Source organism: Rugosimonospora acidiphila (assembly GCF_039543385.1).
GTDB lineage: Bacteria > Actinomycetota > Actinomycetes > Mycobacteriales > Micromonosporaceae > Rugosimonospora > Rugosimonospora acidiphila.
The window spans coordinates 39,050-60,489 of the sequence record NZ_BAABJQ010000013.1; the positions used below are offsets into that span (position 1 = coordinate 39,050).

Consider the following 21,440-nt stretch of genomic DNA (forward strand, 5'->3'; position numbering starts at 1 on the left):
CCACCCCTGACCCGTCACGCCGTCGGCAGCCAGACCCGCATCGCCCCGGGCTCGCGGTTGGCCCACCGGAAGTACGGGATCGTCAACACGTCGATGGGCCTGCGGGCGTGCGGCGGCCGTTCCCGGGTGTCGTAGAGCGCCTGCTCGCCGTCCGGCTCCACGAACCCGTGCGCCACGACGCCGACCGGCACGTCGAGCAGGCCAGCGATGGCGACCGGGATCGGCGCGGCGGCCGGGTCGACGCGGAGGTCGTCGAGGCGTACGCCGTCGGGCAGGTCGACCTGCTCCAGGCAGTACACGAGGGGGCCGCGGGTGATCGCGACGCTGCCGCGTACCGCGTCGAGGTGGGGGTGCGGCGTGACCAGCCGGGCCGGCATGGGCAGGTCGAGCACCACGGTGTCGCCCTCCCGCCAGGCGCGGCGCAGCCGCAGGTACCCGTCGCTGGCCTCGGCATCCATGGGCTCGTCGTTGACCGTGACGGTGGGCGTCCGATCGCACCAGCCCGGTACCCGAAGGGCCAGCTCCCATGATCCGGCCGCGGCCGTGCTCGCCACGGCGACCGCGATCCGGCCCCGCCACGGGTACTCCGTGTCGACCCGCAGTTCCACGGGTGAGTCACCGATCCAGGTGGCGATGGTGGCGGCGGAGTAGAGGTGCAGTTGGATGCCGTCGGGGCCGGACGAGGCCAGGTAGGCGTCCAACGAGGCGAGCAGCCGGGCGAGGTTGGGCGGGCAGCAGGCGCATTTGTACCATGCCTGGCGGCGTGCCGCGTCCTCCTCGGTACCGTCGTGGTCCACCCGCAGCTGCAACGGGTTGGAGTAGAAGAAGTGCCGGCCGTCGACTGCGGTGGAAGCGGCGATCGCGTTGTAGAGCACGCGCTCCAGCTCGTCGGCGTAGCGGGCCCGCCCGGTGGCCAGTAGCAGCCGCCAGTTCCACTGGAAGCTGGCGATGGCCGCGCAGGTCTCCGCGTAGGCCCGGTCGGGCGGCAGCTCGTAGCGGTCGCCGATGGACTCGTCGCGGTGCCGCGAGCCGTGCGCGCCGGTCAGGTATGTCTTGGTGGCGAACAGGTCCTCCCAGATGCGTTCGGAGGCCGCCAGCAGGGACCGGTCGCCGGTCTCCACGGCCACGTCGACCACTCCGGCCTCCAGGTAGAGCTGGCGCACCGCGTGGCCGGTCGCCGCGCCCGCCTCGCGCACCGGCATGTGGTCGAGGTAGTAGGCGGCGCCGAAGCTGGAGCCGCCCAGGCCGGTGTCCACACTGTGCTCGGCCAGCCAGCCGCGCCCGCGTAGCTCGACCATCCCGGCGGCCAGCTCGAGGTAGGCGCGGTTGCCGGTGCAGCGGAAGAACTCCACGAGCGCGGTCTCGATCTCGGGGTGCCCGCAGATGCCGAGCCGCCCGTCGCCGCCGAACCTGTCGACCAGCAGGTCGGCCAGGCGGGTGGCGACCTCGACCAGGCGCGGACCCACCCCGCCGCGGATGGCGGCCACGGCGGCCTGCAGCAGGTGCCCGGCGCAGTACAGCTCGTGCCCGACGGCGAGGTTCATCCACCGGTGTTCGGGATCCATGAGCTGGAACCAGGAGTTGAGGTAGCCGTCCTCCCGCTGCGCGGCGGCCAGCACGTCGGCCACCTCGTCCAGCAGTTCGGTCAGGCGACCGTCGTCGGCGTGGCCGAGCCACCAGGCCGCCGCCTCCAGGGTCTTGTACACGTCGGAGTCGGCGAACCACTTCCCGCTGAACCGCTGGCGCTCGCCCCGCGCCGCGTGGCGCAGGTTGTCCAGGGCGCCGTCGCGCTCCAGGTTGGTGACGCAGTGCGGCAGCGTCTCGGTGGCGTTGCGGCGCTGCCAGCGGCCGAGGAAGCCGTCCGGGTCGAGCCGGACCGCGCGCCCGGCCAGGGGGCGCAGGGCGACGGCCGCCGCGTCGGTGGGCGCGACCGGCCCGGCCGGTCGGTGGACCGTCGCCCGCGTGCTGGACTCCGTCGTCCTGGTGGATTCCGGCGCGGTGGCGGATTCCAGCGCGGTGGCGGGTTCCAGTGCGGTGGCGGATTCCAGCGCGGTGGCGGGTTCCAGTGCAGTGGCGGGATCCAGTGCAGTGGTGGATTCCATTGTCCTGGCGGCCTTTCGCGTCGATGGGCCGGTCCGTCCGGGGAAGGTGCGGCCGGTCCGTCCGGGGAGAGGTGTGGCCCGGTCTGTCCGGGGAGAGGTGCGGCCGGGGGAGCGGACCGCACCGCGGGGACGCCCGACCAGGGCGCCCCCGCGGTGACGGGATCCGTTCAGCTAGCGGGTGCGCTGTCGACGAGCCACTCGAGCACGCCGACCGAGGTGGTTGCGGCGCTCTGCAGAGCGATCCGCATCTTGGTGGTGGTGACGGTGTCGAAGTTGATCTGGTTGAAGGTGTTGAGGTTGGTGGTGTACGCGCTGGGGTCGCTCACGTTCACCCAGTTGGCGCCGTCCCAGTACTGCACGGTGTACGAGGTCGGCAGGCCGATGCCGCCACCATCATCGAAGAAGTAGATGCCCGAGCCGTTGGTGGTGATGGCCTGGTTCCAGTCCAGCTCCACCCACTGCGGGCCCTCCATCGGCCAGTCGCCCCAGCGCAGGTTCACGCTGTCGTTCGAGCTCGGCGGGAAGATGCCGTCGTTGATGGCCTTGACGTTTTCCCACGGCGACGTGTACGAGGCGGACGGCGTGGCGCTGAGCGCCACGTTGCTGGAGCCGGGCGGCACCGGCAGCTCACGCTGCACGGTCACGAACGGCTCGGCGCCCACACTGCCGGACACCCCGTTGGCCGAGGAGTACGTCGTGGTGATCGGGATGCCGATGTTGCCGTTGAGCGAATCGGGGGTGGTCAGCGTCCAGGTCACCGTCGCGCTGGCCCCGGGCGCGATCGAGTCGATCGTCGCCGGCGTGGCCGGGTCGGCGGTCCACCCGGTCGGGGTGTCCAGGTTGACGGCGACGTCGGTCAGCGTGGTGGCACCGGGGTTGGTGACCGTCGCGGTGGCCGTGGTGGTCGCGCCGGCCGAGATGGTCGGCTGGCTGTGCTGCCCGGGTACCGTGCTGGCCACGTTGACCGCGACGGTCGGCTTGGCCGCCTCGCCGAGCCGGATCTGCACGGTCCGGCCCGAGGTGACCGTCACGGTCTGGGTGGCCGGGTCGTACGTGCCACCGGCGACCGACTTGACGCCGGCCGTGGCCAGGCTCGGCAGCTGGACGCGCACGTCGTTGCCGGGCAGCGTGCCGGGCAGGTTGACGGTGACCACCCGGTCGCCGCGGTCGCCGACCACCGAGATGTCGACGCCGTAGGTCTTACGCGCGCCGTTCTTCACGTTGTACGACGAGGTGATGTTGTCCATGTTGATGTGCTGACCGGGCACCAGCCAGGCGTCCGGGATGCCGCGCCCGACGTACAGGGCGGTGTGGAAGTCGAACGTGCCGTCCGGCTTGGTGGTGGACACCAGGCCCGGCGCGGCCAGCGCCTGCACCAGGGTCTGCGTCTGGCTGGCCATCGGCCAGACGTACGGCACGGCGCCGAACTGCGGCGCCGCGTGGCTGCCGGCCCACGGGTTGTTCGGGTCCGGTGCGCTGCCGTTCGCCTCCCACCAGGCGTTGGGGCCGCCGGTGGTGTTCTGGATCTGCCAGGCGTAGCTGGTCAGGGCCAGGTCGCGGTACTGAGAGCCGTACAGGCCGCCGGACGCGTACCCGGTGTTCAGCGCCACGCTGTAACCGCTGTACGCGCCGAAGGACGGGAACGGCACCCCGCTGCCCGAAAGGCGGCTCATGCCCATGGTGTAGAGGTTGTCGGTCTGGCTCGGGTCGCCGAGGACGCCGTTGAGCGTGCCGCCCGAGAGCATCACGTCCCAGACGTTCTGGCTCCACAGGTTCGAGCCGGCCCAGTTGGCGTCGTTCTTGGTGTTGCAGCGGTCCGCGGTGCTCGGGACGTTGACCTCGCACGGCAGGTAGTTGAAGTCGTTGGCCTTCTCGTTGGCGGCCAGGCCGGCGTTGGTGGCGTTCAGCAGGCTGGTGTACGCGCCATCGGCCCACTGCGCCTCGGCGGTGTTGCCGATGCGGGTGGCGATGTACTTGTACGCGGCGAGGCCGGCCAGTGCCGACTCGTCGTCGAACAGCCAGGTACCCGAGGAGTCGTTGTCACCCGAGGTCCGCAGGTAGTGCGTGCTGTTGCTCAGCTGCGCCAGGTAGTCGGTGTGCATCAACGTGAACAGGCTCGGGCCCCACTGGCTCGGGCCGTTCGCGTCGTCGTGGAAGTACGTGCTCACGAACGACGTGTCGTTGGTGACCTCCAGGTACTGCGCCCAGGTCGCGGGGGTCTTCCACGGCCCGTCCCAGTACCAGTTGGCGCCCTGCTCGTTGAAGTTGCTGGCCTCGGAGATGCGCGCGGTCAGCAGCAGGTTCTGCGCGTCGGCGTAGTCGCCCAGTTCGAGCCGGTTGGACAGGATGCTGGGCACGTCGTGGTTGAGCAGCGAGTCGTAGTTGTTCGCGCCGGAGAACTGCGCCTCGCCGACCTGCACGATGCGGGTGTAGATGGCCGCCGCCTTGTAGGCGTTGTCCATCGCGGTGCCCGGGTTGGCCAGCCCCGTGTTGGGCAGCGTGACGTTGGGCAGCGACAGCGTCGGGATGACCGACAGCTGCTGGTTCCAGAACGCGCTCATGTGGCCGTACGCCGCGTCGTACGAGGCGACGCCGGACAGCTGCGCGGCAGTGGGCAGGGTGCTGGTCGCGTCGAAGGTGTCCACCGCGGCCACGAAGTCGTGGGTGACGGTGGCGCCCGCCGCGACGGTGTCGCTCGCGTCGTTGAGGCTGACCAGGTTCGGGCCGGACTGGCCCGGGGGCACGTCCAGCGAGCCCGACGTGCTGTTGTGCACGGAGATACGGGTGTAGACCAGCTCGACCGGGTGGCCGTTGATGGTCTGCTGGTCGGCGAAGTCGGTGATCGCGATGTCCGCGCCGGCCCGGCTGAACGAGGTGGTCATGGCCGGCAGGTAGCCGTCGGCCTCGGTCCACTGCACGGAGCCCGGCGCGGGCGCGCTACCGGCGGCCAGGCCGTAGTTGTAGACGTTGAACGAGTACATCGCGCCGCAGTACGTGGTGTTGCCGCCCTTGTACTGCGTCGGCACGCCGCGGGCGAAGTACGAACCGGACAGGTAGTTCAGCGGGGCGTAGTAGTTGCCCTGCCAGCCGATGGCGGACTCGTTCGCGAACCCGTGGCCGTACGGGTCACCGGGCAGTGGCGCGTTGGTGCCGCCGGCCTTCGGCAGGGTGGAGTCGTTGCAGCTGTTGATGGGCAGGGTCGGCAGCGGCTGGAAGGCCGGGGTCGCGGCCTGGGCGGTGGTGGCCAGGACGGCCGCACCGGGGACGGCCATGGCCAGGGCAATGGATAGCCGTAACAGCCGATGTTGTCGGGACAATGTCGTCGTTCCCCCTCGTGCTGAGTCGGGCGAGCGTGGCGGGCCGTGCCCACCGCCGCGACACCACGGGGAGTCGGGCACACGGCGGTCGCGCATCAGGGCGGATGCTGCCCTGGTGCGCGCGAAGTCAGGCTCGTTTCGGGGCGTGGAACGGGCACGTTCGGTATGTCGGGACGCGCGGAAACCGGTTGTCGCAGGCCGAACATTAGGCCCCCTCGCGAGCGAAGTCAACGATCTCTATCCGTCTTGTTACCGGTCACATGCACCAGTTTGCGGGTTTTTTTGCCAACGGAAAGCACGCATGGTTATCCTGTCGCGACTTATCGATGTAACGGAAAGGAGTTTCCGTGTCGGTTCGCCGAGGGGGGCCGGTCCGGATCGCCGACGTGGCCGCGCTGGCCGGCGTCTCGACCGGTACGGCGTCGAAGGCGCTCAACGGCCTGGGCCAACTGCGCCCGGAGACCCGCGAACGCGTGCGCAGCGCCGCCGAGCAACTCGGATTCCGCCCCAACGCGCTCGCGCGGGCCCTGCCGTCCGGGCGCAGCTACACGGTCGGGCTCATCACCACCGACAGCTTCGGCCGGTTCACCATCCCGATCATGATGGGCGCCGAGGACGGGCTGTCCGCCGGCCAGATCTCGGTGTTCCTCTGCGACGGCCGGGAAGACTCGATCCGGGAGCAGCACTACCTGCGCACCCTGCTGGACCGCCAGGTCGACGGCATCATCGTCACCGGCCGGCGGCGCGACGCCCGGCCACCGCTGGCCGAGGGCCTGCCGGTGCCGGTGGTCTACGCGATGACCGAGTCGTCCAACCCGGCGGACTGCTCGGTGGTGCCCGACGACGCGCACGGCGGCCGGATCGCCACCACGCACCTGCTGGACATCGGCCGTACCCGCATCGCGCACATCACCGGGCCGGAGCGCTTTCTCGGCGCCCGGCTGCGCGCGAGCAGCGCCGAGGAGGTGTTGGCGCAGGCCGGGCTGCGGCTGGTCGGCACCGGTGCCCGGTTCGGCGAGTGGAGCGAGGCGTGGGGCCGGCAGGCCACCGCCATCGTGATGCGCTCGGCCCCGGACACCGACGCCATCTTCTGCGGCTCCGACCAGATCGCCCGCGGCGCGACCGACGCGCTGCGCGAACTCGGCCGGCGGGTACCCGACGACGTGGCGCTCATCGGGTACGACAACTGGGAAATCTTCGCCGCGACCAGCCGCCCGGCGCTGTCCACCGTCGACCCCAACCTCAGCGAGGTCGGCCGGATCGCGGCCCGGCACCTGCTCTCGGCGATCGACGGAGCACCGGTTCCGGGCGTGCACACGGTGCCGGGCATGCTCGTCATCCGCGCCTCGACCGGCAGCTAGGCCGGTCCCGCCGACCATCCGCCGGCCCGCGCGACGCCATCGATGCGCGGGTCGCGGTGCTCGACGCCCCGCCGCGGACGCCCCGCGGACGCCCCGCGGCCAGCGGGCAGTGCCAGTCGAGTGAACAATCGACCTCTCCAAACGACTCCGCCGGTGTAATCGACATTGGCTCTCGTCTAATCGTGAACTTAGGGGTCGTTGGTGGGGGTCGACTAAGTTATCGTACCTGTGCACGTGTCGCTCCACACGACGAACGGGATTTCCCCGTGCTGTTGTGCACCGACTACACCTGAGTAATGGGGGCGCCCGCGACCGGCGCAGTCCGGCCGCAGGCATTCCCGCCGCTCGACACGGGAGCTAGTGCCAGACACGAATACGCGAGACACCCGAATTCGCAACACGCGGGGGACACGTGATCCTTAAGGTCTTGGACGACCACCTCTGCCTGGCGACCGCGTGCATCGAGGTGGCCGGCCGGTGGTTCGACGGCGGAGCCTAGGACCCAGGTGCGGAACACGCGGGCGTCCGCGCCCGTAGCGAGGCGATCGAACGGGCCAGCCTGATCGGGCTGGGACACTCGACCGTCATCTCGCGAAAACAGGTCGAATCCGAGGGTCGGCGCATACTTTCCCCGTTGGCCGAATTGTTCGACCGAGATCGGTGGGTGCCGGGCTCCATAGCCGGCAATGGTGAGTGGGTTGCCGTACCGGCGGATGTCGCATTGCTGGAAACGGTGGAGACGCCGCCATTATTGTGGAAACAGACTTCGGTGGGCACCGCCGCGCACCCCGATGCCGACCGCGCGGTCACCGGCGGGATTCTGGAAGCCTTGAGCGGTATGCGATCCGCGAATTGTGGGCCGGCACCGCGCATACCGTTGCCGCCACGAGTCTTCTCCGCGACCAGTGCACCGATACCCTGCCCGACGCGTTGGCCGCGGTGGGCACACCCGGGCCGTCGCCGGGACGGGTGACCCTGGCGGGGCTGGGCGCGGGCGGCCGGATAGCGCTGGACGCGGCGCTCACCGGCGAGGTGGCCGCCGCCGGTGCCATCGCCTTCGCACCCGACCTCGGGCCGCTGGCCACCCGGCTCGCCGCCGGCCCGGTGCCGGCCAACCCCACGCCGCCGCGGTGCGTCGTGTTCACCGGTGACCGTCCGGGTGCGTTGGACTCGTGCCGGCGCTTCGAGGACTGGGCGGCTCGGGCCGCGGTGCCGTGCCGCCTGGTCGTCGAGCCGGGTCTGGGCCACGCGTACCCCGAGGACTCCGCCGCCGCGCGCAGGGAGGCGCCGGCCTGGATCCGCCCGTGACGCCGGCCATCCGTCCGGTCCGCCGCGAGGCGCCCCCCACCCCTCGACCGGGCGCGTCCGGCCGGCAGAATGGGCGCTGCCGGCCGCGCCCGGCCGGCGGCACGGGCGCCGCCGATCGCGGGGAGGATGCTGCTGCCATGGACCGAACGACTCCGGTGCCGGGGGACGACGCGCTCGACCTGACCTCCACCGGGCCCGGCACGGGAGGCATCGCGCCCCGGGCGCGCTTCGACTCCGGCCTGCCCGAGCTGTCGCTGGACGGGCAGTGGCGGTTCCTGCTCTCGCCCTCACCGCTCGCCGCGCCGGCCGGGGTGGGCGAGGAGGACTTCGACGATTCCGGCTGGGGTTCGATCCCGGTGCCGTCGAGCTGGCCGATGCACGGGCACGGGCAGCCCGCGTACACCAACGTGGTGTACCCGTTCCCGGTCGACCCGCCGTTCGTCCCCGACGCCAACCCGATCGGCGACCACCGCCGGCGCTTCGACGTGCCCGACGAACTCCTGGGCGGCGCGCTGCTGCGCTTCGACGGCGTCGACTCGGCCGCCGCCGTGTGGCTCAACGGCCGGCTGCTCGGCACCACCCGGGGCAGCCGGTTGCCCACCGAGTTCGAGGTCGGCGACCTGCTGCGGCGCCGGGACAACGTGCTGGCGGTACGGGTCGCCCAGTTCTCCGCGGCCAGCTACGTCGAAGACCAGGACATGTGGTGGCTGCCCGGGATATTCCGCTCGGTCACCCTGCTCGCCCACCCGGCCGGCGCGCTGCGCGACGTGTTCGTGCACGCCGCCTTCGCCGGCGGGCGCGGCGAGCTGCGCGTCGAGGTGGACGGGCCGGACCGGGAGCTGACCCGCGTCTCGGTACCGGAGCTGGACGTGCGTGACCTGGCGCCGGGCGTCACGCTGGACGCCGGTCCGGTGCGCCCCTGGTCGGCCGAACGACCCCACCTCTACGACCTGGTGGTGCGGACCCCGGCCCAGCGGGTCACGCTGCGCGTGGGCTTCCGCACCGTGACCGTGGAGGATTCGCAGATCCGGGTCAACGGGAATCCCGTGCTGTTCCGGGGCGTCAACCGCCACGAACACCACCCGGACTTCGGCCGCGCGGTGCCGGCGCAGACCGCGCTGGACGAACTGCGCCTCATGAAGCGGCACAACCTCAACGCCATCCGCACCTCGCACTACCCGCCGCACCCCGACGTGCTGCGCTGGGCCGACGAGCTCGGCTTCTACGTCATCGACGAGTGCGACCTGGAGACCCACGGCTTCTCGCACGTCGGCTGGCGGCGCAACCCCTCCGGCGACCCGGCGTACCGGGACGCGCTGCTGGACCGGATGGCCCGGATGGTGGAGCGCGACAAGAACCACCCGAGCGTGCTGATCTGGTCGCTGGGCAACGAGGCAGGCGTCGGCGACAACCTGGAGGCCATGGCGGGCTGGGTGAAGGAGCGCGACCCGTCCCGGCTCGTGCACTACGAGGGCGACTGGCAGCGTGCCGGCTACGTCGACGTGTACTCCCGGATGTACCCGTCGGTCACCGAGGTCGAGGCCATCGGCCAGTTCGAGGAGCCGGAGGTGGACGACCCGGAGCTCGACGCGCACCGGCGCGGCCTGCCGTTCCTGATGTGCGAGTACGCGCACGCCATGGGCAACGGCCCCGGTGGGCTGAGCGAGTACCAGGCGGCTTTCGAGTCGTCGCCTCGCCTGCACGGCGGGTTCGTCTGGGAGTGGCTGGAGCACGGCATCCACCGCACGACCCCGGACGGGGTGCGCTACGACGCGTACGGCGGCGACTTCGGCGAGCCGGTGCACGACGGCAACTTCGTCATCGACGGCCTGGTGTCGGCCGATCGGGTGCCCCGCCCCGGGCTGCTGGACGTCAAGAAGGTCGTGGAGCCGGTGCGGATGGCCGTCGGCGAGGACTGGCGCACGCTGAGCCTGACCAACCTGCACGACGTCAGCGACCTGTCCGAGTTCGCGCTGCGCTGGTGCGTGCGGGACGAGACCGGACGGCGCTCGGACGGCGGGCTCGACCCGGTGCGCGTGGCCCCCGGGCAGTCCGCCACCGTCGCGCTGCCTGCCGAGGTGACCGGCGAGCGGATCGACGGCCGGGTGCTGACCGTGTCGCTGGTGCTCGCCCACGCGGCGGACTGGGCGCCCGAGGGCCACGAGGTCGCCTGGTGCCAGGCCGGCCGGGTACCGGCGCAGCCCGTCGCCCCGGTCGCGTCCCCGGCCGCGCCGGTGTCCACACCGGACGGACTGCGGCTCGGGCCGGCGCTGTTCGATGCGGGTACCGGGCTGCTGCGCTGCCTGCGTGGGCTGCCCGTCGACGGTCCGGAGTTCGGCCTGTGGCGCGCGCCGACCGACAACGACCGGGGGACCGACTCCACCGCTGGCGGGCGGCGGCCCGCCGACGCCGACGTCTGGGAGCGGCTGGGGCTGCCCCGGCTGGTCAGCCGTACCGTCTCGGTCGAGTCCACTGGGGACGGTCTGGTGGTGGTGCGCCGGTCGGGGACGGCCGGGCGCGACCACGCCGTCGACGTGACGTACCGGTGGGAAAGCGACGGCGCCGGGCTGCGCCTGGCGGTCGAGGTGAACCCGGTCGGCCCGTGGACCGGTACCTGGGCGCGAATCGGCATCGACCTGACCCTGCCCGCGACGCTGACCGAGGTGGAGTGGGCCGGGCTCGGGCCGGGCCCGAAGTACCCGGACACCGGGCAGGCGCAACGCCAGGGCTGGTACTCCGCCACGGTCGCCGACCTCGGGGTGGACTACGTGCGCCCGCAGGAGAACGGGGCGCGGGCCGGGGTCAGCCGGCTGCGGCTGCGCGACCCGGCGTCGGGCCGGGAGCTGACGGTGCGGGGCCCGGAGTTCAGCTTCACGGCCCGGCCGTGGTCGCAGCGGGCCCTGGCGTCGGCGCGGCACACCTTCGACCTGGCCCCGGACGGCCGCCTGTACCTGATGCTCGACCACGCGCAGCACGGCATCGGTACGGCGTCGTGCGGCCCGGGCCCGCTGCCGCGGTACACGCTCACGCCGGGGCCGGCCCGCTTCGACCTGTGGTTTGAATAGCCGGCTTACCGCCGGATGCCGGTCGCCGGCGTCACCACTGCCGGCGCTGCTGCTGGCGCTGGAACGCCAGGTCGACGAGTTGGTCGACGAGGTCGGCGTAGCCGACGCCGGCGGCGGCCCAGACCTTGGGGTACATGGAGTGGGCGGTGAAGCCGGGCATGGTGTTCAGCTCGTTGACGTACAGGTCGTCGGTGTCCGGGTCGTAGAGGAAGTCGACCCGGGCCAGGCCCCACCCGTCGATGGCGCTGAACGCGCGCAGGGACAGTTCCTGGATCCGGTCGGCGACCCCGTCCGGCAGCACGGCGGGCACGATCATGGGGTCGGCGTCGCCGAAGTACTTCTGCTGGTAGTCGAACCAGCCGCCGGTCACGGTGACCTCACCGACCGATGACGCCTTGGGCCGGGGTCCACCCAGCACCGCGCACTCCAACTCCCGGCCGGTCACACCCTGCTCGACGATGATCTGCGTGTCGTACTGCAGGGCATCCGTGATCGCCGCACCCAGGTCGCCACCCTCGGTGACCCGGGAAACCCCGATCGACGAGCCCATGCTGACCGGCTTCACGAACAGCGGCCAGCGCAGCCCGTCCACCAGCTTCAACGGGTCATCAACCTGCCCGAAGGTGTTCGCGTCGAACCACACGTACGGGGTGACCGGCACGTCCTCGGCGCGCAGTGCCCGCTTCATCGCCACCTTGTTCATGCCGACCGCCGAGGCCAGGACGCCGCACCCGACATAGGGCAGCCCCAACGATTCCAGTACCCCCTGCACCACCCCGTCCTCGCCGAACGGGCCGTGCAGCAGCGGAAACGCCACGTCCAGCTCGGCCAGTACCGTGCTGGGGTCCTCGACCGGTGACACCCGCACGATGCCCGGCGTGGTGCCGGCCCGCAACTGTACCGCCGGGCCGGTCACCTCCAACCGGTCCTCGATCGCGCGGGCCGCCCCCGAACCGTCACGCAGCCGCGAGAGCACCTGCTCGGGAACCAACCGAAACCCCCCGGTCCGGCTGACCCCGATCGCCATTGCCTCGTACCCGCTACCGGACAGCGCCCGGATCACCGACAGCGCCGACGCGCACGACACGTCATGCTCTGCCGACGGACCACCGAACAACACCCCGACCCGCACGGAACTCATTCCGCTCACCCCTCCCGACATGCCGCTGTTCCTTCCCGACGGGCCGGCATGGACAGGCCGTCCGCCGTCAACCGAGCCAGCAGGCCCGGCTCGATGTTCCCCCCGGTCAACACCACTCCGATCGTGCTGTGACCATCCGCGGCCGCGACCGCTAACGCCCCGGCCAACCCGGCCGCCGCCGACGGCTCCACCAGGAGCTTGAGGTGCAGCAGGGCCAGCCGGAGCGCCTCGGCGATGGCATCGTCGTCGACCACCCGCACCCCGGCCAACTTCCCGCGAACCAGCGCGAACGGCAGCGCCCCCACCCGCGAGGGGCGCAGTCCGTCCGCCAGCGTCGGACCCGGCTCCACCGTCACCGGTGAACCCGCGGCCAGACTGCGTGCCAGCGAATCGCACCCGACCGGCTCGACTCCGTACACCGCCACTGCGCTGCCGGCGGCGGCCAGGCACGCGCCGGCCACGCCGCCCCCACCGCCGACCGGCACCACCACCGCGTCCACCGGAATTCCCAGTTCCCGCGCCTGCTCGATCAGCTCCAGGCTCGCGGTGCCCTGCCCCGCCACCACGTCCGGATCGTCGTAGGCGTCGATGAGCCGGAACCCGGTCGACTCACTGATTTGTCGGGCCACCGCTGATCGGTCCGCCACGGTGGTTCCGGCCAGCACGATCTCCGCTCCCGCCGCCCGTGCCGCGGCCACCTTCGACGGTGCCGCGTCCACCGGCAACACCACCGTGGCCACCAGACCGTGCTGTCGCGCCGCCAGGGCCACCGCCACCGCATGGTTGCCGGTACTCTGCGCCACCACCCCGGTGTGCGTACCGGCCGCGGCGGCCCGACCCACCGCTACCAGCGCGCCCCGCATCTTGTACGACCCGCCGGCCTGCAGGTTCTCCGCCTTCACCAGGATCCGCGCGCCCGCCAGCTCGTCGATCACCGGCGACCACAGCACCGGGGTACGCACCACCCGCCCGGACAGCCACCGCGCCGCGGCCAGCACGTCATCACGTACCGGCCGTGGCGCGGCGGGATCACGGCCGATGGTCGGTCGCGCGTCGAGCCCGGGCGCCGAGCCGAGCGTCGTGTCTGGCATGTTCTTTGTCCCTGTTCGCTCGGTGTGACGAATCGGTCTGGTGATCAGCAGCGGGCGGCGCGCTGACCGGCACCATTCGGCCGGGATCAGCGTGGGTCGCCCGGCGCGTCAACAGCCGCGGCGTCGCGGCCGATCGTTGCCAGGGTCACTCCATGAGGTTGACGACTCGCCTCCGGGCCGACGCCGGCTACGGAACGTTTCCGCGTGGCGCGGTTCGTGAGGGTGCGAGGTGGCTGTCATCGCTCGTCTCCGTGAAGCTAGCGTGGCCCGAGCGTCGACGCGGGCCGGTGAATTCCGGCTGTAACTTCACGTTATTCGGCGAGAATCGTCCCGGGTAGGGAGCTAACTCTGAGATAGTCTTGGCGAATCTTGTGGGATTCACAGTATAGGTGCAGCGTGACACGCAGTGATGTGCAGGGGAACACGGACAGTCACTGGTTTCCCGTCGTGGCGCTCTGTCGCGCACTGGAAGACGGCTTTATCCCCTTCGTGACCCAAGTAATTGATCATATTCGTGCCGATGACCCCGCGGCGTACGCCAGCGTTCCCCGCGGCGAGCACGAGGCGAGCTTCGGTGAGCAGTACAGGTCGCTACTCACCGGTATGGTGGCCCGGCGGCCGCCGAACGCCGCGGAGATCGATCGTGCGCGTGCCCTGGGCCGCCGCCGGGCTGGGCAAGGGCTGCCCGCCGAGCTGATGATCCGCGCGTACCAGCGCAGTTACCGGGATTTCTGGGCCCGGGTGGCTGGCCGTGGCCTCGACGAGCCGGCGCAGGCGCCGGTGCTGCTCGAACTGGGCGATCTGGTGTGGACCTGGTTGCAGGCGATCACTTGCGCCGTCGTGGAGGGCTACGCCGAGACCGCCCGCTCGCGCAACGAGATCCGCATCGGCTTCGGCCAACAGTTTCTGGACGCGCTCTACTCCGGTCGGGCCGGTGCCGAGGAGACCGGATGCCTGGCGCGTGCGTTGGGTTTCGATCCCGACGGCTCGTTCCAGGCGATCTGTTGCCCGGCCGGGTCGATGACACCGGAGCGCGTCGATCGCCTTCGGCGGCGCTCCCATGACAACGGCGCGCTCGTGATGGTGCGCGGTGCGGTCGTTGTGATCGTTTGTCAGGGCCTGCCCGAACCAGAGGTAGTCCAGTTGCTGGCCGACTGCGATGCGCAACCGACGGCCGGGCTCGGCCTGCTTCGCTCGGGACTGGCCGGCGCCGCGGAGAGCATCGTGGACGCGGAGCGTGCGCTGAGCGTCGCGCAGAACGGGCCGCCCGGTAAGGTCGTGCGGTTCAGTTCGTCCTGGCTGCTCGCCACGCTGTTCCCGCAGTCTGGCCGGCTGCGTCCGCTGCTCGATCCGGGCAAGGCGATCAGCCAGAGACACCTGGGTGAGGCGGTCCGCGCCTTCGCCGACCACGGATTCTCCATCACGGCCAGCGCCGACGCGCTGCACGTCCACCCGAACACGGTCAAGTACCGGCTCGACCGCTGGCAGCACCTCACCGGCTGGAACCCACGGACCATCGACGGCCTGCAGCGGTCACTGTTGAGCATCGCGCTCGCCGAGCGGCAGCCGGAGGTGGCGGCCGGGGCACCGCAAGACGGTAGCTGACGTCTTCGCCCGCGACTGGCTGGGGATCGCGATCCGGACCGTGATCGGCCTGCACACGGTGCCGCTCGAGGGTCCGGGCGCCGGCGGGTGGCGGCCGGCCGGGAGCCCCGGCGAGCCGCTGTGGAATTCACCGGCGCAACCGGTCGACTCTTGAAATCTCAAGGCAAAATATTTCCACAATGGAAAACCATATCGGCGATCCCGCCCAGGCTCCAGTGCAAGTCCTTTCGTCCTATCTGGACAGATAGATGCTGTAATTCCGAGAAGGTCGCGCCGGGTGTGAGCCGTCGCGATCCACGCTCCGTCCCCCTTCCGGCAATCCGCCGGCAACAAGCCGTTGACAGATTCGGCAAAGGATTGCCATAGTCGATCTACCTTGGCCGGGTGCGCGATGGCCGAGGTTGCCGGGTGCGCGACCAACGAGCTGCGGACGTCACCCGGCCGTCGGCGTGCCCTCACGCCGCCGCACGATCGCCCCGGCGACCCGACGTGGCCACGGAAGGAGCACGACGCCGTCAGCTGAGCAAGCAACGTCCCGCCTCACAAGGAGCACGAACCCCCATGAAATCCAGATCCCGCGGCAAAGCCACGCGGGTGCTGTTGTCGGCGGCGCTGGCCGCCGGAGCGCTGGCCGGCGCGAGCGCCGTGCCGCACGGTGCGTACGCGGCACCGGCCAGCATCACCCTCAACCGTTCGAACAGCACGCTGACCCTGCGCAACCACAACCTGAGCATGGTCTACGACTACGACCACCAGGCCGTGGTCAGCTCGCTGGCGCTGGGCAACACTCAGCTGCTGGACGCCGGGATGTACAGCACCGCCATCCTCGACGGCGACGGCAGCACGCTGTCCAGCAAGACGCTGGCGGCGAGCCCCAGCGTGAAGGTCCACGGCCACACGGTGACGACCTCGTTCACGATGGCCAACGACGCGGTGTCGTTGCGCGAGACGTGGACGTTCACGCTCACCAACGACACCATCCGCCTCGGCGTGCAGCGCACGTACGACTGGCTGGACACGACCAACACCAGCGTCCGCCACAACGGCATGCTGTCCATCGGCTGGGGCCGGGTCTGGGACAACGTCCGCCGGCCGGCCGACGGCGGTGACCTGCCCATCGGCAACGCCTACACGGGTGAGAACAACTTCTTCCTCTCCGAGCCGAACGACCGGTACGGCGTCGAAGAGTCCGACTTCGTCATGCTCAAGAACTCGACGAAGCAGGCGCTGGACGTCAGCGCCAGCAGCAGCCGCAACCTGGCGACCGAATTCGCCTACACCGGCGACGGCAACACCTACCAGGAGACGCAGGTCAGCAGCGCCGCCTCGTGGGACTACACCGCCGGTACCAAGGCGCAGGGCTACGTCTACGGTGGACACTCCTCCAACGCGACCAGCGCCTACATCTACGCGCCGGTGGCCACGACGCAGAAGCAGACCGACAGCGTCACGTACACCTTCGCGCCGGACAACTACGCGAAGTACTACTCGCTGGGCGGCACCGTCAAGGGCGTCGACGATCCCGCCGCGCTGTCGTCGATGCTCAACGACTTCGGTCGCTCCGGCGTCATCGACAAGGGCTACGGCATGTCCACCGTCGGCCTGCGCTACCCCGGCGTCGGCCCCTATGACATGGTCTACGCCGACCGGACCGTCGAGGGGTACTTCGACCCCGCGATGACCCAGTCGCAGGAGAACCTGCTGTCGTACTTCCGCGACTACGCCCAGAACTCCAGCGGCCACATGGACGGCCGCACGTACCATCTCGACCACCCGTGGGGCGACGACAACCTGTACGACGCCGACCCGTCCTACGCGTCGGCCGTGGCCGACATGTACCAGTACTCGTCGGACAGCGCGTGGCTCGCCTCGATGCGCACCTCGGTCGAGAGCTCCCTCGGGTACATGATCAACAACGAGTTCGACCAGACCGACAGCCTCTTCCACAACGACATCAACACCTGCACGTCGTCGAAGAGCATCCGTGAGTGGAACGACGCGCTCTACATCAAGTGGGAGAGCGGCTACATCAACGAGCTGATGTACCAGGCCCTCACCCAGTGGTCGCAGCTGGAGCGGGACGTGTTCCACGACGACGCGCAGGCGACGACCTACGCCTCGCTGGCGACGGCGCTGAAGACCCAGTTCAACAAGGACGCCGCCGACGGCGGCCTCTGGGACCCCAGCACCGGCATGTTCGCCTACTGGCGCTGCCCCGACGGCACCGTGCACGGCAACGTCGAGCAGACGCAGATCAACCTGCAGGCGATCAGCTTCGGCATGGTGGACCTGTCGCGGGCCAAGCAGATCCTCGATGGCATCGACAAGGACATGCAGCGCTACCACCTGTCGATGGTGCCGGAGAACTTCGCACCGCTGACCCTGACCACGCTGGACTGGAGCGGCGACCACTTCTCCCAGGGCATCGAGGACGGGTCCGTCTACCCGTTGATGACCGAGGAGTACATGCGGGCGGCGGCCATGGTCGGCGAGCGTGACCGGTCGCTGACCTACCTGAACAACACGGTCGACCGGTACACCCAGGACGGCTTCAACGGTTTCAGCTTCCTGGACTGGACGCTGCAGCCGCACGGCGGGGAGGCCTGGTTCCCGTCCAACGCCAACGGCGCGGCGGGCCTGTTCAGCGACGTGCTGGGCATCCAGCCGACCGGCACCGGCGTCACCATCGCCCCCAACATCCCCAGTGCCATGAACGGGACCACCGTCACCAAGACGATTCACGGCACCGACTCGCTGACCGTCGACTACCGCAACGAGTTGACCGAGGTGGTCAACTACAGCGCGAAGAAGCAGCCGGTCACCCTGCAGTGGTCGGGGCAGACCCCGTCCAGCACCTACACGGTCGTCGACAACGGACGCAAGCACCAGGTGAGCGCGGACAGCTTCGGCATCGTCCGCTACACCTACACGGGGAAGGGCCAGCACACGGTCACCCTCGACCGGGGCAGCGCCAACGGTTACGTGCTGCCGGACCAGGTCCCGACCGACCTGGCCCTGAACAAGCCCGTCACCACGTCCAGCAGCCGTGAGGACGCCGACTGGGGTGCCGCCAACGTGGTCGACGGCCAGCCCTTCAGCGTCGACGGCTCGTACGGCTGGTCGAGCGACTCCAACCCGACCGTCAACCACACCGAGTCGATGACGGTCGACCTCGGCAAGAAGCAGACCGTCGGGGCGGTGACATTGTGGCCGCGTGACTGGGACGGCAAGCCCTCGGACCTCGCCGACGACTTCCCGATCGACTTCACCATCGCGGTGTCGGCCGACGGCACGAACTGGACCACGGTGGCGGATGAGAGCAACTACCCGAAGCCCAGCGACGGCTCGGCGCAGACGTTCTCCTTCGACCAGCAGCAGGCCCGCTACGTCCGGGTAGAGGGCACCAACCTGCGCAAGGATTCCGACACCAACGACGGCACCACCGACTACAAGATGGAGCTCGCGGAGGTGGAGGTGTTCAGCACCACGCCGCCGCCGGCGACGAAGCCCGGCACCTGAGCCGGATCCGCACCTGAGCCGATCGCACCGTGAACTGATCCCGCGCCCGGCTGGCCAACCAGCCGGGCGCGGGCCGTCAGCGGGCGCGGGCCGTCAGCGGGCGTGCTGCCGGACCGAGCCGTCCACCCCGCGTGGCGTCGTACCCGTGGCCGACCCGCCGGAGGTCGCCGGCTCCCTGCCCTGCCCGATGGCGGCGTACACCTCCGGCCGGATGGACCGCAGGACGAGCGCCCAGGCGATGCCGACGATCGCCGCGACGCCGAAGATGGCCGGGAGCACCCTCGCGGACGTGGACCCGGGCGCCACGCCGAGCAGGGTCGAGTAGTTGTCCAGCGCCAGGCCCAGCATGATCAGCACCGCCACCGCCGCGATCCCGGGTGCGACCACCCGGTGCCAGGCGGTCTCGCCGTGACGGTCGCGGGCGAAGAACCTGATCACCGCTATCGAGGTCAGCGCTATCAGCAGCAGGATGCCAAAGCCGCCGGTGGTGCCGACCCAGAAGAACAGCTTGACCATCGGGTCCCAGCCGGCCAGCGCGAACACCGCGATGAACACCAGGCCCACGAGGCTCTGCGCGGCCGATGCGGTCTTGGGTACGTTGTTGCGCCCGGTGCGCCCGAGCACCGCCGGAAGCACCGACTCGCGGCCGAGGGCGTACATGTACCGCCAGACCGCGTTGTGGAAGGCCAGCGCGGCCGCGAACAGCGAGGTCAGGAACAGGACCCGCCCGGCGTCCGGCAGGATGCCGCGCCCCATGGTGAACAGCAGCTCCGGCCCCTGCCGCGCGGCGGCGGACGCGACCTGGCCGTCGCCGTTGTGCACCGCCATCGCCCAGCTCGCCCCGGCATAGAGCAGCGCGATCATGGCGAGCGAGAAGTAGGTGGCGACGCGCACGGTACGCCCCGGATTCCGGGCCTCCTCGGCGAACACCGCGCTCTGCTCGAAGCCGACAAAGCCGAGTACGGCGATGACCAGGGCGGCGCCGATGCCGCTGGTGGTCAGCTTCAGCGGCGACAGCGTAGCGAAGCTGACGTGCCCGCCGGCCGGGTGCGACAGGCCGGAGACCGCCAGCGCGACCGCCACCACGATCTCGATCGACAACAGCACGGCCAGTACCTTGCCGTTCAGGTCGACGCGCAGCAGGCCCAGTACGGTGACGATGGCCCACGCCGCGAGCGCCCACACCCACCACGGGGCGTGGATGCCCAGCTTGTCGGCCATGAAGCCGGCCGTGCTCGGCCCGAACGCGCCGTAGAGCCCGACCTGCAGCAGGTTGTAGGCGACCACGGCCACCATCGCCGCGCCGACGCCGACGGGACGGCCCAGGCCACGCGACACGAAGGCGTAGAACGCGCCAGCATTGGTGATGTGTCGCGCCATCGCCACGTACCCGACGGAGAACAGGCCGAGCACGACGGCCACGGCCAGGAACGCGGCCGGCACGCTGGTCAGGCCGGTGACGGCGTACGCTGTGGTGACCACGCCGGCGGCCACGGTCAGCGGGGCCACCCCGGACAGCACGAAGAAGACCACCGCCGGTATGCCCAGTCGGTCACGGGCGAGCGCCCGCGGGACGTCGGTGCCGCTGCTGCTTGGCATGGGTACTCCAGGGGTCGCGGGGTGATGGAGTGCTATGCGTCGATGGCATTGTCCGTCGCGCGGGCCGGCGGGCCACCCCTCCGGCGCCCCACCGGACACCCGCGTTTCAACCTTTCGCGGGGGTGACCGGCAGCGCGACGGGGGCGGTACCGCTGACCGACGGAGTGGGCGTGCTGACCGCGAAGGTGCCGGCGACCATCGAGGTGCGTGCGGGCGGCCACACCGCCCAGGTTGCCGAGCCGGCCGGCGCGGCGCGGCTGGTCTTCGGAGTGGCGTACACGGCGGGCTGAGGCCACTCACATCGCGCGGGCCGCCGCCGGGGCGCTTCGGTGCTCGGGCGGCGGCCCGCGCGCATTGACAGGAGGGTCAGCCGAGTTCGGCGATCAACCGGCGCAGGGTGTGGAACGCCGGCTTGGGGGAGTAGTCGTCGCGCAGCACGCCGAACCGGTGGAACAGGTCGTCCTTGGAGCTGTCGGCGTCGCGGAGGGTGAACAGCTCCCAGTGCGTGACGTTGAGTTCCGCGCGCAGGGCGTACACGGTGCGGATGATGGTCTCCAGGACCACCGCCTGCCGCTCCTCGGGCCGGTCCGGGCCGGTCGGCCAGCCGTTCTCGCAGATCCGGATGGGTACCGAGGCCGGGATGCCCGCCGTCGCCAGGTCCCGTTCCCGGAAGTCGCCCAGCAACCGCTCCACAGTGGACGGTAGCTCGTCGGGGCTGCGCCTCGGCCCGAACACGTCCGGGTAGATGTCGATGCCCGCGTAGTCCACCGCCGCCGCGAAGTCCGCGCCGCCGGAGTCCCGTACCCCCGCCCAGAAACCATTCGCGGCCGGGTCGATGTCCGGAACCACGGCGAACCCGATCGCGACGGTAGCGCCCGTCTCGCGCTTCGCCGCCGCGCCGGCCAGCACCCCCTGGACCAGGGCGTCCCGCGCGTTGAGGAACGCCCCGTCCGCGGCGGCCCCGGCCCAGGTCAGGTTCGGCTCGCCGGTGACCTGGAGCGCGGCGAACTCCCGCCCGTGCCGGGTCACCACCTGCGACACGAACGAGGCCCACGCCGCCACGTCGCCGCCGGGATCCCGGAAGCACAGGACCAGATCCCACGGCACACCGGCCGCGGCCAACTGGTCCAGCTGCGCGTGCGCCGCCGCGGTCGACTCGGGGCCGGACCAGACCACGTACATCCGCGGCAGCAGGGTCTTGCCGTCCCCCTGCAGCTCGGACAGCGCGCGCCCGATCGCCTCGATATTGTCCGGCGGCCCCACGGCGAGCCCGCCGGGGGCGCCGGCCATGCCGAGCGGAAAGACACCGAAGATCAGGGGAGCGGCCACGGG

General features: G+C 70.8%; 12 protein-coding genes and 1 pseudogene. 7 read left to right on the forward strand and 6 right to left on the reverse strand.

The genetic code is table 11. The features are described from left to right. Window positions 1-14: 14 nt before the first annotated feature. Together ABEA87_RS21735 and ABEA87_RS21740 are read right to left on the reverse strand one after the other, a co-directional pair. Window positions 15-2,102, reverse strand: coding sequence for a glycoside hydrolase family 127 protein (locus ABEA87_RS21735; RefSeq protein WP_345632229.1), 2,088 nt, complete (start codon window positions 2,100-2,102; stop codon window positions 15-17). 167 nt (window positions 2,103-2,269) lie between these two features. Next, a complete protein-coding gene (locus ABEA87_RS21740) occupies window positions 2,270-5,374 on the reverse strand; it encodes an NEW3 domain-containing protein (protein WP_345632231.1) in 3,105 nt (1,034 codons plus the stop codon). Between the two features lie 392 nt (window positions 5,375-5,766). Here ABEA87_RS21740 and ABEA87_RS21745 point away from each other — a divergent pair, with 392 nt between their 5' ends. From ABEA87_RS21745 to ABEA87_RS21755, 4 genes and pseudogenes are all read left to right on the forward strand, one after another. Continuing rightward, the gene (locus ABEA87_RS21745; protein WP_345632233.1) at window positions 5,767-6,780 is read left to right on the forward strand and encodes a LacI family DNA-binding transcriptional regulator; all 1,014 of its coding nucleotides are present in this window, start codon (window positions 5,767-5,769) and stop codon (window positions 6,778-6,780) included. A 526-nt stretch (window positions 6,781-7,306) separates the two neighbouring features. After that, window positions 7,307-7,597: pseudogene (locus ABEA87_RS42675) on the forward strand (hypothetical protein); the annotation flags it as partial. Between the two features lie 35 nt (window positions 7,598-7,632). Then, window positions 7,633-8,088: an alpha/beta hydrolase family protein gene (locus ABEA87_RS21750; protein WP_345632235.1), complete on the forward strand. Its 456-nt coding sequence runs from the start codon at window positions 7,633-7,635 to the stop codon at window positions 8,086-8,088. A 137-nt stretch (window positions 8,089-8,225) separates the two neighbouring features. Continuing rightward, window positions 8,226-11,153 carry a glycoside hydrolase family 2 TIM barrel-domain containing protein gene (locus ABEA87_RS21755; protein ID WP_345632237.1) on the forward strand — a complete coding sequence of 976 codons (2,928 nt, stop codon included), beginning with the start codon at window positions 8,226-8,228 and terminating at the stop codon, window positions 11,151-11,153. 31 nt (window positions 11,154-11,184) lie between these two features. On the opposite strand, the gene ABEA87_RS21760 is transcribed toward ABEA87_RS21755, so the two are convergent. Both ABEA87_RS21760 and ABEA87_RS21765 read right to left on the reverse strand, forming a co-directional pair. Next, complete coding sequence (locus ABEA87_RS21760) at window positions 11,185-12,294, reverse strand: D-alanine--D-alanine ligase family protein (protein WP_345632239.1); 1,110 nt, start codon at window positions 12,292-12,294, stop codon at window positions 11,185-11,187. A gap of 5 nt (window positions 12,295-12,299) precedes the next feature. Continuing rightward, window positions 12,300-13,385 (reverse strand): threonine ammonia-lyase, encoded by a 1,086-nt coding sequence (locus ABEA87_RS21765; protein ID WP_345632241.1) that lies wholly within the window; start codon window positions 13,383-13,385, stop codon window positions 12,300-12,302. Window positions 13,386-13,796: 411 nt separating this feature from the next. On the opposite strand from ABEA87_RS21765, the gene ABEA87_RS21770 reads away from it, so the two are divergent. Together ABEA87_RS21770 and ABEA87_RS21775 are read left to right on the forward strand one after the other, a co-directional pair. Next, window positions 13,797-14,990, forward strand: a complete 1,194-nt coding sequence (locus tag ABEA87_RS21770) for a PucR family transcriptional regulator (RefSeq protein ID WP_345632243.1) — start codon at window positions 13,797-13,799, stop codon at window positions 14,988-14,990. Between the two features lie 561 nt (window positions 14,991-15,551). After that, a complete protein-coding gene (locus ABEA87_RS21775) occupies window positions 15,552-18,509 on the forward strand; it encodes a discoidin domain-containing protein (RefSeq protein ID WP_345632245.1) in 2,958 nt (985 codons plus the stop codon). A 93-nt stretch (window positions 18,510-18,602) separates the two neighbouring features. Here ABEA87_RS21775 and ABEA87_RS21780 read toward each other — a convergent pair whose 3' ends face one another. After that, window positions 18,603-20,108, reverse strand: coding sequence for an APC family permease (locus ABEA87_RS21780; protein ID WP_345632248.1), 1,506 nt, complete (start codon window positions 20,106-20,108; stop codon window positions 18,603-18,605). Window positions 20,109-20,230: 122 nt separating this feature from the next. On the opposite strand from ABEA87_RS21780, the gene ABEA87_RS21785 reads away from it, so the two are divergent. Then, window positions 20,231-20,398, forward strand: coding sequence for a hypothetical protein (locus ABEA87_RS21785; RefSeq protein ID WP_345632250.1), 168 nt, complete (start codon window positions 20,231-20,233; stop codon window positions 20,396-20,398). Window positions 20,399-20,474: 76 nt separating this feature from the next. On the opposite strand, the gene ABEA87_RS21790 is transcribed toward ABEA87_RS21785, so the two are convergent. Beyond that, a complete protein-coding gene (locus ABEA87_RS21790; RefSeq protein ID WP_345632252.1) occupies window positions 20,475-21,437 on the reverse strand; it encodes a glycoside hydrolase 5 family protein in 963 nt (320 codons plus the stop codon). Between the last annotated feature and the right edge of the window lie 3 nt (window positions 21,438-21,440).